Origin of the sequence: Methylorubrum sp. B1-46, assembly GCF_021117295.1 — a bacterium.
Lineage (GTDB): Bacteria > Pseudomonadota > Alphaproteobacteria > Rhizobiales > Beijerinckiaceae > Methylobacterium.
In genome coordinates this window covers 114,988-127,979 of sequence record NZ_CP088247.1, presented here as the reverse complement: position 1 = coordinate 127,979, position 12,992 = coordinate 114,988, and the positions used below count along the sequence as shown (strand labels likewise).

At 65.7% G+C, this 12,992-nt stretch carries 11 protein-coding genes, 1 pseudogene and 1 riboswitch; of the genes and pseudogenes, 9 read left to right on the top strand and 3 right to left on the bottom strand.

Annotation, left to right across the window (positions count from 1 at the left end):
- Positions 1 to 76 precede the first annotated feature (76 nt).
- Complete coding sequence (locus tag LPC10_RS00675) at positions 77 to 754, top strand: DUF2182 domain-containing protein (protein ID WP_231345051.1); 678 nt, start codon at positions 77 to 79, stop codon at positions 752 to 754.
- A gap of 176 nt (positions 755 to 930) precedes the next feature.
- Here the strand turns inward: LPC10_RS00675 and LPC10_RS00670 are convergent, their stop codons facing one another.
- Positions 931 to 1,251: a S8 family serine peptidase gene (locus LPC10_RS00670; RefSeq protein ID WP_231346934.1), complete on the bottom strand. Its 321-nt coding sequence runs from the start codon at positions 1,249 to 1,251 to the stop codon at positions 931 to 933.
- 173 nt (positions 1,252 to 1,424) lie between these two features.
- On the opposite strand from LPC10_RS00670, the gene LPC10_RS00665 reads away from it, so the two are divergent.
- The 3 genes from LPC10_RS00665 (at position 1,425) to LPC10_RS00655 (ending at position 4,959) form a co-directional block, all read left to right on the top strand.
- Positions 1,425 to 1,958: a TetR/AcrR family transcriptional regulator gene (locus tag LPC10_RS00665; RefSeq protein WP_063986884.1), complete on the top strand. Its 534-nt coding sequence runs from the start codon at positions 1,425 to 1,427 to the stop codon at positions 1,956 to 1,958.
- A gap of 42 nt (positions 1,959 to 2,000) precedes the next feature.
- Positions 2,001 to 3,938, top strand: coding sequence for a squalene--hopene cyclase (gene shc, locus LPC10_RS00660; protein ID WP_231345050.1), 1,938 nt, complete (start codon positions 2,001 to 2,003; stop codon positions 3,936 to 3,938).
- Positions 3,939 to 4,029: 91 nt separating this feature from the next.
- Positions 4,030 to 4,959 carry a polyprenyl synthetase family protein gene (locus LPC10_RS00655; RefSeq protein ID WP_082912029.1) on the top strand — a complete coding sequence of 310 codons (930 nt, stop codon included), beginning with the start codon at positions 4,030 to 4,032 and terminating at the stop codon, positions 4,957 to 4,959.
- Positions 4,960 to 5,392: 433 nt separating this feature from the next.
- Here LPC10_RS00655 and LPC10_RS00650 read toward each other — a convergent pair whose 3' ends face one another.
- The gene (locus LPC10_RS00650) at positions 5,393 to 5,593 is read right to left on the bottom strand and encodes a hypothetical protein (RefSeq protein ID WP_231345049.1); all 201 of its coding nucleotides are present in this window, start codon (positions 5,591 to 5,593) and stop codon (positions 5,393 to 5,395) included.
- A 44-nt stretch (positions 5,594 to 5,637) separates the two neighbouring features.
- A pseudogene (locus LPC10_RS00645) lies at positions 5,638 to 6,379 on the bottom strand (TonB-dependent receptor domain-containing protein); the annotation flags it as partial.
- A 658-nt stretch (positions 6,380 to 7,037) separates the two neighbouring features.
- A riboswitch (cobalamin riboswitch) is annotated at positions 7,038 to 7,248 on the top strand.
- Between the two features lie 99 nt (positions 7,249 to 7,347).
- Here LPC10_RS00645 and LPC10_RS00640 point away from each other — a divergent pair.
- The 5 genes from LPC10_RS00640 to LPC10_RS00620 are packed head-to-tail and all read left to right on the top strand — an operon-like array spanning position 7,348 to position 12,930.
- Positions 7,348 to 8,133 carry a hypothetical protein gene (locus tag LPC10_RS00640; RefSeq protein ID WP_231345048.1) on the top strand — a complete coding sequence of 262 codons (786 nt, stop codon included), beginning with the start codon at positions 7,348 to 7,350 and terminating at the stop codon, positions 8,131 to 8,133.
- Positions 8,133 to 10,319 carry a TonB-dependent receptor gene (locus LPC10_RS00635; protein WP_231345047.1) on the top strand — a complete coding sequence of 729 codons (2,187 nt, stop codon included), beginning with the start codon at positions 8,133 to 8,135 and terminating at the stop codon, positions 10,317 to 10,319. The genes LPC10_RS00640 and LPC10_RS00635 overlap by 1 nt, the downstream gene beginning before the upstream one ends.
- The gene (locus tag LPC10_RS00630) at positions 10,320 to 11,204 is read left to right on the top strand and encodes an ABC transporter substrate-binding protein (protein ID WP_063987268.1); all 885 of its coding nucleotides are present in this window, start codon (positions 10,320 to 10,322) and stop codon (positions 11,202 to 11,204) included.
- A complete protein-coding gene (locus LPC10_RS00625; protein WP_063987267.1) occupies positions 11,201 to 12,181 on the top strand; it encodes an iron ABC transporter permease in 981 nt (326 codons plus the stop codon). Before LPC10_RS00630 ends, LPC10_RS00625 begins: the two co-directional genes overlap by 4 nt.
- Entirely contained in the window at positions 12,178 to 12,930 is a 753-nt protein-coding gene (locus LPC10_RS00620) for an ABC transporter ATP-binding protein (RefSeq protein ID WP_063987266.1), read from the top strand. Before LPC10_RS00625 ends, LPC10_RS00620 begins: the two co-directional genes overlap by 4 nt.
- Positions 12,931 to 12,992 lie beyond the last annotated feature (62 nt).

Here is a 12,992-nt window from a genome sequence, read left to right as displayed (position 1 = left end):
CTCCCGAGGCGAGCTCCTTCCTTTTTGTGCGACCGGCGGGTGGGGAGACCGGGGCGGCGCCACGTCGGAGGCCGCGTTGACGACGGGGGCCATCCAGGACGGCTTCCTGCATTGGGTGATGATGGTCGCGGCGATGATGTCACCTCTGCTGATGCCGCCCGCGCGCCACGTCGCCGGCTGCAGCTTCCGCCCGCGACGTGCCAGGGCAGTTTCAGCGATCCTTGTCGGGTACGGCGCCGTATGGATGGTGGCTGGCGCTGCGGCCGCGTCGATGAACGTCGGCCTGCGGGTCGTGGACGTGACGCTGACGGCCGGGCAGGCGGTCCTTCCGTCCGGACTCGCCGTCGCGTGGCAGTTGTCGAACTGGAGGGCGGCGGCCCTCCGGCGGTGCCACCAGACGCGGGCGATCGCGGCGGTTGGGGTTCGCGCCGATTGGAGCTGCGCGCGCTACGGCATCTCGCACGCATCGGCTTGCGTGACGGCCTGTTGGACGGTCATGGCGGGTGTCATGCTGGCCGAAGCGAGCCTCGTCCTACCCCTCCGCCCTGGCAGCCACCGCGCTGCTCTTCCTCGAGCAGGCGAGCTCCGCTCCGCAACCCTGGGCACGGACGGCGATGCTCGCCCCGGTCGCCGTTGGCCTGCTTGCCCGACAATGGTCCTGATCGGCCCCTCAGGATGCGTTGAGCGACGCGGAGTCGAGCTCGTTCTCATCGAGGATGATGTGAATGAGGCTCGGCTCCGCTTCGATCGTTAACGATTGCATATAGGGGAAGACTACCACGTCCTTCGGGACCGTGTGCGTCCTCCGCGAGGCTTCGTCGACGATGGTCTTAACCGACCTGTCCGTGACCGCCGGCTCAAGCGGACGCGAGTTGCAGTCGCTTCACAGGGCCATAACGAGCCGGGGATCGATCCTATGATCGGGTGTCTTCATGAGGTTGCCTCCGGGAGGGCCAAGGCATCAACGGCGTCGGGCACGCCTTTGTTGCCCCTCAATGTGCTGATTCCGGCGGGGCGTTTGCAAGAGCCGGTGGTCGCATTTTGGATCGCGTCGATGGACGCCTCCGGCCGATGCTGCATGAGGAGGGCGGCCAAGCCGGCGACGTGGGGCGCCGCCATCGACGTTCCGGACAAGGAGCGCATCCCCGCCCCCGGCACGCACGACCATACGTCAGCCCCGGGGCCGATCAGTGTCGGTGTGATGCGCTTCGGAACCTCGTCGATCTGCTCGCTCGACGAGCGGTACCAGATCTGATCCGTCTGGTCGATCGCGCCGACCGACAGCTGGGATCGTGACGGTGCCGAGCGCCTGGAGACCAGCTTGCGCCAAGCGCGAGTGAACCTACAGGTCGCAGGTCCGCACTTGCCATGCCACGCGCCCTCAATTAAATCCGTACATATGGATTTATGATGGAGTTGGGTGAATGGGGCGAACTCGAACCATCGACCGGGACAAGGTGCTGGACCACGCGGAGCAGATCGTCCGCCGCGACGGTGCTACGGCACTGACCTTCGACGCCGTTGCTAAGGCGGCCGGCATCACCAAGGGCGGCCTGCAATACTGCTTCGGCGATAAAGACGGTATGATTGCCGCCTTGATTGAGCGCTGGTTCGCAGCCTTCGATGCCGAACTCGAGCGCAGCACCGCGCCGGGCGGCGATACCGCGGAACAAGCACGTGGCTACGTTGCAGCTTCGAGCCGCGTCGACGAAGCGTCGCAGACCAAGATGGTCGGCATGCTGGTGACCCTGCTGCAGTCGCCCGAGCACCTGGAACGCGTCCGTGTCTGGTACGCTGGCTGGATCGGCAAGTTTGACCCCAGTTTCGAGGCGCAACGGCGGGCCCGAACGGCTTTCTTTGCTGCCGAGGGCGCCTTTTTCCTCCGCAGCCTCGGGCTGGTCGAGATGGATCAAGCTGAATGGGACGGTGTCTTCGCCGACTTCCTGAAGCTGCTCTGACCGGTCCCGACGCTCAATCCAACCCAACCAGTAGAGTGACAGATGAACACGGAGCCTCGCTTCTCCGCACCCGAGAACCTGTGCGCCATCACCAACGCCGGCCACGCTCTGAGCCGGCGGCAGAACCGTGACGGCCATTGGGTCTTTGAGCTGGAGGCGGATGCCACCATCCCAGCCGAATACGTGCTCCTGGAGCACTACATGGACCGCATCACACCACATCGACAGGCCCGGATCGGCGCCTACTTGCGGCGCATCCAGGGCGAGCACGGCGGCTGGCCCATGTACCACGGTGGCGTCTTCAACATGTCAGCCAGCGTGAAGGCGTACTGTGCCCTCAAGGCCATCGGCGAGGATCCTCAGGCGCCGCACATGGTACGAGCGCGCCAAGCCATCCTCGGCCACGGCGGCGCGGAACGCGCCAACGTCTTCACCCGCATCCAGCTCGCCCTGTTCGGCGCCATCCCCTGGCGCGGCGTTCCGGTGATGCCGGTCGAGATCATGCACTTGCCCAGGTGGTTCTTCTTCAACGTCTGGGCAATGTCCTACTGGGCTCGCGTCTGCGTGGTGCCGCTCCTTGTGCTACAGGCACTCCAGCCTCGTGCCCGCAACCCGCGCGCGGTGAGCTTCGAAGAGATCTTCCAGACTCCGCCGGATCAGGTTCGAGACTGGATCCGCGGCCCCTACCGCTCGCGTTGGGGCATGGTGTTCAAGCACATCGACACCGTGCTGCGATGGACTGAGCCCCTGTTCTCGAAGCTTGCGCGCGGGAGTGCCATCGCCAAGGCCATCGCCTTCGTGGAGGAGCGCCTGAACGGCGAGGACGGGCTCGGCGCGATCTACCCGGCCATGGCCTACGCGCTGATGATGTACGACGTGCTCGGCTATCCCGAGGACGATCCACGCTGCGTCACGATCTGGAGAGCCATAGAGAAGCTTCTCGTCGAAAAGGACGACGAGGTCTTCTGCCAGCCTTGCGTCTCGCCTGTCTGGGACACCAGCCTCTCCGGACATGCCATGATCGAGGCCCTGCGCACTGGCGGCGTTGAGGCGCAGAGAGACCTGAATGCGGCCTGCGACTGGCTGGCGGCGCGGCAGATCACGAAGGTTCGCGGTGACTGGACCGCGATGCGACCCGAGGCCGAGCCCGGCGGCTGGGCCTTCCAGTATGGCAATGACCACTACCCCGACGTGGACGACACGGCAGTCGTCGGCATGCTGCTCCACCGCAACGGCCGACCCGAGCACACGGAGGCAGTCGAGAGGGCACGGCGCTGGATCGTCGGCATGCAGAGCCGGAGTGGCGGCTGGGGCGCCTTCGACGCTGAGAACGACCGCGAGTTCCTCAACCACATCCCGTTCGCCGACCATGGCGCGCTGCTCGACCCGCCGACCGCCGACGTCACCGGCCGCTGCATCTCCTTCCTGTCCCAGCTCGGACACGAGGGGGACCGTCCGGTCATCGAGCGCGCGCTGGCTTATCTGCGCGCCGAGCAGGAGGCGAACGGCAGCTGGTACGGCCGTTGGGGTACCAACTATATCTATGGCACTTGGTCGGTGTTATGCGCCCTCAACGCCGCGGGCGTGCCACACGGTGATCCGATGGTGAGCCGCGCGGTGGACTGGCTCGTCTCGATCCAGCGCAAGGACGGTGGCTGGGGCGAGGACCAGCGGAGCTATGACCTCGGCCGTTACGTCGAGAACGCCGAGAGCCTGCCCTCGCAGACGGCTTGGGCGATGCTCGGACTGATGGCAGTTGGGCAAGCCGACCACCCGGCGGTGCTGCGCGGGGCGGCTTACCTTCAGCATACGCAAGGAGCGGATGGCGAGTGGCAGGAGCAGGCCTACAACGCGGTTGGCTTTCCGCGGGTGTTCTACCTCAGGTATCACGGCTACCGGTTGTTCTTCCCCCTCCTTGCCCTGTCCCGCTTGCAGAATTTGCAACGTGGCAACAGCCGCGAGGTCAGCTTCGGCTTCTGAGTTCCGCGGACTGTATAATGTAAACCGAGAAGTTGCTGTTGGGTGCCTATGACCCTGCGTATCAAGAAATTATCAAGAGAGTTTCCACCAAATGGCTGACAACTTCGAGATGGAGTTTGTTTGCAGGCACGCGGCGACCAAGCAGGCAGTTGAAGCATTCTTGGCTAAGCATCTCTGCGATGAGGCTGATCCCGGCGAGATGGCTAGGGCGCCACGTCTAATGGAAGCGATGCGCTATGCCGTATTTGGCCGAGGCAAGCGTCTCCGGTCATTCCTCACCATCGAAACCGCACGAATGCTCGGCGGCTCTGAAGTACTGGCGCTCGCGACGGGAGCGGGGGTCGAACTTGCACACTGTTACAGCCTCGTCCACGATGACCTTCCGGCGCTGGACGACGATGACATGCACCGCGGCAAACCCGCCGTTCATAGGGCGTTCGACGAAGCAACGGCAATCCTCGCTGGTAACGCACTTCAAGCCCTTGCGTTCGAGGTGATTGCCGACCCACGCTGGCAACCCAACCCGGCGATCCGGGCAGAGCTCGTGCTGGGACTTGCCCGGGCGTCCGGACCCGGTGGCATGATCGGCGGTCAACTGCTCGATCTCTCAGCAGAGGGGCGCTTTGGTGCAGCCGACATGGATATAGACGGGACCCTACGGATGCAGACCATGAAGACTGGTATGCTCCTGGCCTTCTCGGTCGAGGCCGGTGCGCTGATTGGGGGAGCCGACTTTCACGAGCGCGACGCCCTTCAGCGCTATGGCAGGGCACTCGGACAAGCCGTCCAGATTGCCGATGATATCCTGGATCGGGTGGCCACTCCGGAGGTAGTCGGCAAAGCTACGAGCAAGGACAGGGGCCTAAAGAGGGCCTCGCTGGCCGACTGCCTCGATTTCGATAGAGCCCAGGCCGAGTGTTACCGTCTCGTTGCCATCTGTGATGAGGCCGTTTCGCAGTGGAACGAGGCCGCCGCAGTACTGCGCCAAGCAGCCCGCTTCGCAGTTGCGCGCAAGGCGTAGCTGTGGAAGCTCGACACTCTTTCGCAGTTGAATTGCCGCGGGCGCCTATGATTCAGTACACTGGTATTGAACCTTGGCTTCTGAAGTGCAAGGCGATGGAAGCCCTAGCATTACAGTTGCATTTTCTTTTTGAGATGCGCCTGTCGAGCGGCAGCTACGTGGGCACGCCGCAAAGCTGTGCGCCGGTGCGGTCGAGCGAGTAGAAATAGGCTGTAGAACTCGACCTGGGGGCTCGGTACATGGCATGAGGTCCGTGGCCTGAAGGATCAGGGAACGGTGATCGATCCGGCGGCGGGAGGCGCGCGTGCGCCGGCTCCAGTTACTGGAGGGCCGCGGGGACAGGCGAAGACCTCAGGGCGCCAGGTCACTGCAATGGCCTTACGAGCAGGCCAGATGAACGGCACCGACGACACGGGCGGGACCGAGGCGAAGCTCAGGGCGTGGGTGACGAGGCAGCAATCCGGGTGCCCATACGAGGGGGCGCCTTAAACGGCCCCTCGCTGCTGCCCGCATCCTGCTGGCAGAGGACGTGCGCGGGGTCGCGGGAGGCCACGAGGCTCGCGCGACCGAGCACCGCCTGCCGCGTAAGCGCGAACCGGGCAGCCACCGCGATGGCCGCACGCCAGGCACGCATCAAGAGACCCTGCCACGCCACCGGCGCTGCGCTGCTTGAGGGCATCAGAAGGACAGCCGTATGCCGCCGACGAAGTTGCGCGGAGCACCCGCGAACACCGGACCGGTGGTGTTGGCCAGGACGCCCGCTCCGTTCTGTAGGCCGGAAACGGCGCTGATCGAGTTGGCGAGGTTCTGGGCCGAGGCGATGTAGCTCCTGTCGAAGACGTTCTGCGCCTCGACGAACAGGTTCAGCCGCTTGGCGTAGCCGACGAGCTCCTTCGTGTAGTGAACGTTCAGGTTCACGATGGCGTAGCCGGGCGCCTTCAGCAGGTTGGCGTTGTCGATGAAGAGGTCGTCCTGGAACACCGTTTCCACGTAGCCGCCCAGGCCCGCCAGGGGGCCAGTGGCCTCCTCGTAGCCCACGCGCGCCAGGAGCTGGTGAGCGGGCACGCCGGGGATGTGATTGCCCGCCCGGTCGAAGCGTCGGGTCAGGCTGCCGGCGCTGAGCTGCTCGACGTACCTCGTGTAGATCTGGTCGTCGAAGGTATAAGCGGCGGTCGCCCGCCAGCCAGGCGCGAAGGCCCAGTCCGCCCCAACCTCGACACCGCGATGCTCGGAGGCCGGCGCCGGGCGACTGCGTGACGAGCTCGTTGTGGAAGAACTCGTAGAAGCCGGTCACGCTGAAGCGGACGCCGGGTAGCGGCGTCCTGTCGACGCCGACATCGAAACCGAGGTTTTCCTGAGTCTGAAGCTGTCCGTTGTTGCCTGGCACACCGGCGGAGGTGACGGTGAGGTTCGAGGCCGAGGGTGTGGCGTAGCCGGTGGCGACCCGCCCCCGGAACTGCCACTCGGTGTCGGGCCGGTAGAAGGGAAAGCTCGGGCGCGACGTTCAGGAAGCTGCGGTCGATGTTGGCCAGCGTGGTGGTGACGCCGCCTGCAGCCGGGAAGCCGTAGGTGATGTTCCGGCCGTTGATCGTCGTGTTCTCGGCGCTGATGCCGGCTACCGCAATCCACCGCTGAGTTCGTGCTCCCGATTCATACATTCCACAGCAACGGCGCTGTCCATATGCGAGCGACCGCTGAGCATCGGATTCGGCGCTTGACAAGAACGCAATGTTATAACATTACATAAATCTGAACTGGGCCCGAACGCGCTACCCGCTCTGTCGATCGAGAGACACGTGCCGCGGCGATGTGCAAACCGGCTCGACACCTGTGTGCGAGGTATCCAGGGGTGCGATTGCCCTCTTCAAGAGTGCCGATGCTGCCCCGTCCGCCTGAAGCTCCTCCATGCACAAAGACTGCCAGCCTGGCGCTGAGAAGGTGAGCTTCGCTTTTTCTGTGTTGCTGGCCACATCTGCTCGTGAGTGGAGCTGCCGCATACGATATCAAGTAAATTGGCTCGGCGAATTAGATCAACATGAGATAGTTTTCTGGCGGTTGACAACCTTCACGCCGCTTGGTCTATGAGCTGCGATCAAGGTTCTCGCCATCCGATATGGCGAGCTAAGAGGGAATCCGGTGCGGCGCTTGCGCCCAAACCGGAGCTGCCCCCGCAACTGTAAGCGGCGAGTCATCCGTCGATCTGCGTCACTGGTGAGAGATCACCGGGAAGGCCAGACGGGTGGCGGCGACCTGTGAGCCAGGAGACCTGCCTTGACCGTGAAATGTCTCGTGGGCGGGGTGTCCCAACGGGCCGCATGAACGCACGTTGCGGCAGCCGCGACGTCGGCTTGCGCCCACGGTCCCCCGTCAAGGTTCGGGGAAGGACCGATGGAACTGAGTTGCACAATCATACGACCCTTCAGCGTTGCGCCGCCTGAAGCGAGCGAGGTCGGCGTCGATCCTCTCGAACTCTACGCGGTCGGCATCGACACATCCGACTACGTCGCGCATGTCGCACCGCTTGTTCGAGCGGCAGTGCCGCGCATTGGTGACCTGCTTGATGTCGGAGCCGGGGGTGGGCAGCTCGGCCAAGCCGTGCGCGATCCGCTTGCCGCCTGGATCGCCGTCGAGCCGAACATAGGGATGCAGCAGCGCCTGCGGGCGCTCGTGCCGCCGCCGCACCTTCTGCCAGTGGGGTGGCAACAAGCCGATCTGCCCAAAGGATCCGCAGACACCGTGCTGGCCGCCAATATCGCTGCCCCGCTCACGGATGCGGGCGTGTTCTTGCGTCAGTGCCGCGCTTGGGCCCGCAGCAATGTCATCTGGCTGGTTCCGGCACAGCGTGGCCCACGAGGGCTTTGCCTTGCCGGCTGTCTGCCGTCTGCCTGGCACGGTGAAGACGAGACGCCGGGCATCGACGTCGTTCTACGCAACCTGCCGCCATGTGATCAGCCATCCATCGCGGCGCGAGCAGAGTGGACCTTCAGCGCCGTCGTTCGAGACTTGGAGCGGACTTCCGGGCACCTTGCCGACCGCCTCGGTTGGGCCCTCGATGACGGCCGCCGACGCGAGCTTTACGAACATCTTTCAGCCCAAGCCGTGCCCGTGCCTGGCGGACACCGCCTCTCCGTTCCCCGAGCTTCCGCCCTCCTCGTGTGGAGGACCGCCTCGTGATGCCTCGCGCCATTTTCCCTCTCGTGCTCCTCCTTGCCGGCAGCACGCACTCAGTCTCCGCGATGGCACAGGAAGGCACCCCCGTCGTCGGCAGCGCCGCGGTGAGCCTCGATGAGCTCGTGGTGACCGCTACCGGCCGGCCCGAGCCGCGCTCCGAGATCGCCGGCACCGTCCAAGTCATCGACCGTACGACGATCGAGAACACCACCGCCAAATCGGTGACCGATCTGCTGGCCGAGAACGCCGTCGGCTTCTTCTCGGAATGGACGCCGGGCCAGACCTCGATCAACATCCGCGGCGGTGCCACCGACGGCCAAGGCAAGGACTTCCGCAGTCAGGTCCTCGTCCTCATGAACGGCCGCCGGGCTGGTACGGCGAACCTCTCCAAGCTTTCCATCGCCGATGTCGAGCGGATCGAGATCGTGCGCGGGCCCTCCTCGGTGATCTACGGCAGCCAGAACATCGGCGGCGTCATCAACATCATCCTGAAGACCGGCCGCACGGCGCCCGGCCCCCTTGTCGAGGGCATCGGCGGCGTCTGGGGGCTGGCGCAGGGACGTGCGCAGACCGGTGGGGTCGTCGGTCCGTTCGACTACTATCTCGGCCTCTCGGGGGCCAAGCGCGACGACTACTATGCCGGTTCGGGCGACCGGATGGCCAATACTCAGTGGAACCGGATGGGCATCACCGGCGCGCTCGGCTTCCAGATCGACCCGAACCAGCGACTCGATTCCACGCTTCGCACGGACGGCATTTACGGGGTCGGCTTCCGCGGTTCCGGTGGCAACCTCTACAGCCGAGACAACCGGATCAACGGTTCGTTCGATGCGAGCTATACCGGCCGCACCGATGACGGGCGCGCGAGCCTGTTCGCGCAGTTCTACAGCGTCACCGACGAGGACCGTTTCAAATGGGCCTCGCCGGTCCAGCGCGGCGGAACCGGGCTCCCTGTGCCGGGGACGCAGGCGGATTTCAACTCGCGCTACCTCGACATCCTCGGCACCCGCTTCCAGCCACGCGTGAGCCTGTTTGCAGGCAACGATCTGCTTCTCGGCTGGGATTGGGAGACGAGCCGGCTGCGCTCCGATCGCTTCCGCGTGGGCGTGCCCGGCAACCCGTTGGCCCAGGTCTCGCCGCAGGACAACAACCAGACCGACCAGTTCCACGCCCTCTACGTCGAGGACACCCAGCGCCTGTTCGACGACCGGGTGACGCTGCGGGCCGGCATCCGCCAGACCTACGGCACCACGAGCTTCGATCCGACGCCGTTCCTCGCCGGACAGATCACCGGATCGCGCCCCTACGAGGCCACGACCTACTCCGTCGGCGCGACCTACCGAGCAACCGACTGGGCCGCCTTCCGCGTCGGCGCCTCGTCGGGCTTCCGGGCGCCGACCGCCACTGAGATCGCCGCCGACTTCAACACGCTGGGCGGCGGGCGCGTCTTCGGCAATGCGAACATCCGGCCCGAGACGAGCGAGCAGATCGAGATCGGCACCACCCTGACGAACGGGGTCTCGCGCCTCGATGTGGCTTTGTTCCAGAACATCATCTCGGACCGCATCATCACCCGCTCGCGCGGGCCCAACAGCAACACCTCGGACTACGTGAACAACGCGGGCGACGTGGTTATCCGCGGCATCGAGGTTCAGTACGAGACGGACATGATACGCACCCTCGGCTGGGAGCCGGGCATCTGGCGCTGGCGGGCTTACGCCAACGGCAACTACAACTTCGACATGAAGGACGAGGGCGCCGTCAGCGTCGCCACCGCCAACACGCGCCGGGTCGAGCGCGTCTACGAGTACCAGCTCGCCCTCGGCACTCGCTTCGGTCAGACCGACATCCCCTATCCCTGGACGATCCAGGTTCAGGGGGTGCTCAACGGTCCGGTCTGGTACAACACGGAGGAGAACCTGCTCGTGCCCGCGGCCGAGCCCTACCGCGAGTACATCTGGCGCAAGGATCCCTTCGTCCTCGTCAACATACGCGGTGAGGTGGACCTGCTGCCGGGAGTGAAGCTGTTCGCGCAGGTGCGCAACTTGTTCGACGTGAACTACCACCCGCTCTTCATCGCCATCGCTGGGCAGCAGCCGACCCTGGCCGACCTGCGTCTTTACAACGGCGGAGGCGGCACCTCCGCACCCGGTCGGGATCTGCAACTCGGCCTGCAGGCGCGCTTCTGAATGCGCGTGGCGATCATCGGGGCTCTCGCCGGACTGACTGCGGCCAGTCCGGCTATGGCCGAGCCAATCCGGCTGACCGATGCCCTCGGTCGGGCCGTGGAGCTGCCGGCAGCCCCGCGGCGGGTCGTGACGATCTTCTCCTCGAACACGGAGTTGGTGGCGGTCCTTGGTCTCACGGACCGCATCGTCGGCATCGACGCCTTCACCCGCTACCCGCCCGAAGCCGCAAACAAACCCGTCGTCGGCGGTCGCCTCGGCTTCTCGGTCGATGCCGTTGTGGCGCAGAACCCGGACCTCGTGCTCGTCACGCCGGCCCGGCAGGCGGTGCATCAACTCCTCGCACCGATGGAGCGGCTCGGCCTGCCGGTGATCGTGCTGACGAGCCGCAGCCTCGATGAGGTGCTCGGCAACATTCGCCTCGTTGGGCGGGCCCTCGGAGAGGCGGAGCGCGGGGAGGCGGTCGCGGCGGGGCTGGAGGCGCGGCTCGCAGCAGTAGCCCGCAGGCTCGCAGGCACGGTTTGCCCCCGCACGATCCTCGTGACCGGACGTCTCGGCAATGGGCTGCTGCTGGTTGCGCGTCAGGATACCTACACCGGTGATGCCCTCGTCCGCGCCGGCACTTGTCCGGCGCTCGCCAATCGCGGAATCGCCCAAGTCTCGCCCGAGGCGGTCCTCGCCGCGGATCCGGATGTGCTTCTTCTCGCTGGACAGGAGTGGGAGCTGGCAGAGCTCACGGCTCGGCCGAGCTTTCGTGAGATGCGCTCCGTACGGACCGGCCGCGCTCACACCCTGCCGCGCGCCGAGTTCCTGATTCCGGGCCCACGCACGGTCGACGGGATCGAGCGCCTGGCTGCCCTTCTCCATCCAGCTCAGACCGCGCCGTGAGGCTCATCCTACCGATTGCCGCCATCCTCGCTCTCGCCCTGTTGTTTGGCCTCGCGGCCGGACACGACTGGGCCGGGCCGCTGGAGATCATCCACGTCCTCGGCGGGACCGATGACCTGCGGACGCGCCTGCTGCGTGACTGGCGCCTGCCGCGCGTGCTCGCTGCCGGTCTCGTCGGAGCCATGCTCGGCCTGGGCGGCGCGATCTTCCAGGGGGTGTTCCGCAATCCTCTCGCCGAGCCCTACCTGCTCGGCGCCTCCGGCGGTGCGGCGATCGGAGCGACCGTCGCCCTGCTCGTGCCGCTCGGCCTTCCGTCGAGCCTCGCGCTTGGCGGCCTCGCCTTCTTGGGGGCTTGGGCCGCAACCGTGCTGGTGCTTGCCGTCGCGCGAGGCTCGGGCGCGGCGGATGCCGCTGGCCTGCTGCTGGCAGGTGTCGCCGTGGCAGCGATACTGGGCGCGGCTCGCTCGTTCCTGATGCTCGCTCTTTCGGATGAAAGCGTCAGCCTACAGATCGTTCTGAGCTGGACGCTCGGTGGCATTCAGACGCCGGACTGGACGGGCCTCGCTCTGCTCGCTGGCCTAGCGGCTTTCGCCCTGTGTATGAGCCTTCTTCTGTCCCGCGGCCTCGACCTCCTCGGTCTGGGTGAGGATCAGGCTCGTGCCTTCGGACTTGTTGCCGACCGCTTCACTGCCTGCGCCGTACTGGTCGGCGCCGCCGTTGTGGCGCTCGCCGTCGCCTATGGTGGTCTCGTTGCCTTCGTCGGTCTTGTTGCCCCCCACATCGCCCGCTGGTGGGTCGGACCGCGCCACCGCGCGCTGCTGCCGATTTCGGCCGCGACGGGCGCCGCCCTGGTCATCGTCTGCGACGGGCTCGCCCGCGCCGTTCTGCCGCCGGCCGAGTTGCCGCTCGGCCTCGTCACCGCCGCGGCGGGCGGACCATTCTTCCTCGTCCTGCTGCGCCGCAGGCTTCGCGCATGACCCACCTTATCGCCAAGGGCATCACTGTGACGGCAGGCGCTCACCGTCTGCTCGATGCGGTCGATCTCGACATCAAGCCCGGCGCCCTCATCGGGTTGATCGGCCCGAATGGGGCGGGCAAATCGACCCTTCTGCGCACGCTGGCCGGCCTTTCACGCCCGCAAGCCGGTGTCGCGATGCTTGATGGCCGACCCGTCGTGGGCCTACCGCCCCAGGAGCGCGCCCGCCGCATCGGGTATCTGCCACAGACGTTCCAGCCGGCCTGGGACTACACCGTGCGCACGATCGTCGAACTCGGTGCGAGCCGGATGCCGGGCGCCGAGCGCCGTCTTGATGAGATCCTATGCACCCATGATCTCATCGATCTTGCCGAGCGCCCCTGGTCGCGCATCTCTGGCGGCGAACGGGCACGGGCGCTGCTCGCCGCAACTATGATCGCTGAACCGGAGGTGCTGCTTGCCGATGAACCAGGAGCGAGCCTCGACATCGGCTACCGCATCGACCTGATACGGCGACTTCACGCTTATGCCCGCGAACGGATCGTCGTCCTCGTCTTACATGACATCGAGCAGGCCGTGCGCGATTGCGATCGGCTCGTGCTGCTGGGGCGAGGGCGCATAATGGGAGACGGAGCAGTCGCGGAGATCGCTCGGGGGAACGATCTGGACCATTTGTTCGGTGTTCGCTTCGCTCGCACCTATCTCGATGGAGCGGTCGACGCCGTGCTGTTGCTCAAATCAGAGGTCTAGATCAGAGTTAGATCGAAGTTGCATCATCGAATTGACAGTGTACGTCTTATTTTTCGCAGAAA

Bases quoted from the DNA above. Each gene is read 5' to 3' on its own strand.
- LPC10_RS00665 (WP_063986884.1), top strand. From the start codon at position 1,425: ATGGGGCGAACTCGAACCATCGACCGGGACAAGGTGCTGGACCACGCG.
- shc (WP_231345050.1), top strand. From the start codon at position 2,001: ATGAACACGGAGCCTCGCTTCTCCGCACCCGAGAACCTGTGCGCCATC.
- LPC10_RS00655 (WP_082912029.1), top strand. From the start codon at position 4,030: ATGGCTGACAACTTCGAGATGGAGTTTGTTTGCAGGCACGCGGCGACC.
- LPC10_RS00650 (WP_231345049.1), bottom strand. From the start codon at position 5,593: ATGCGTGCCTGGCGTGCGGCCATCGCGGTGGCTGCCCGGTTCGCGCTT.
- LPC10_RS00640 (WP_231345048.1), top strand. From the start codon at position 7,348: ATGGAACTGAGTTGCACAATCATACGACCCTTCAGCGTTGCGCCGCCT.
- LPC10_RS00635 (WP_231345047.1), top strand. From the start codon at position 8,133: ATGCCTCGCGCCATTTTCCCTCTCGTGCTCCTCCTTGCCGGCAGCACG.
- LPC10_RS00630 (WP_063987268.1), top strand. From the start codon at position 10,320: ATGCGCGTGGCGATCATCGGGGCTCTCGCCGGACTGACTGCGGCCAGT.
- LPC10_RS00620 (WP_063987266.1), top strand. From the start codon at position 12,178: ATGACCCACCTTATCGCCAAGGGCATCACTGTGACGGCAGGCGCTCAC.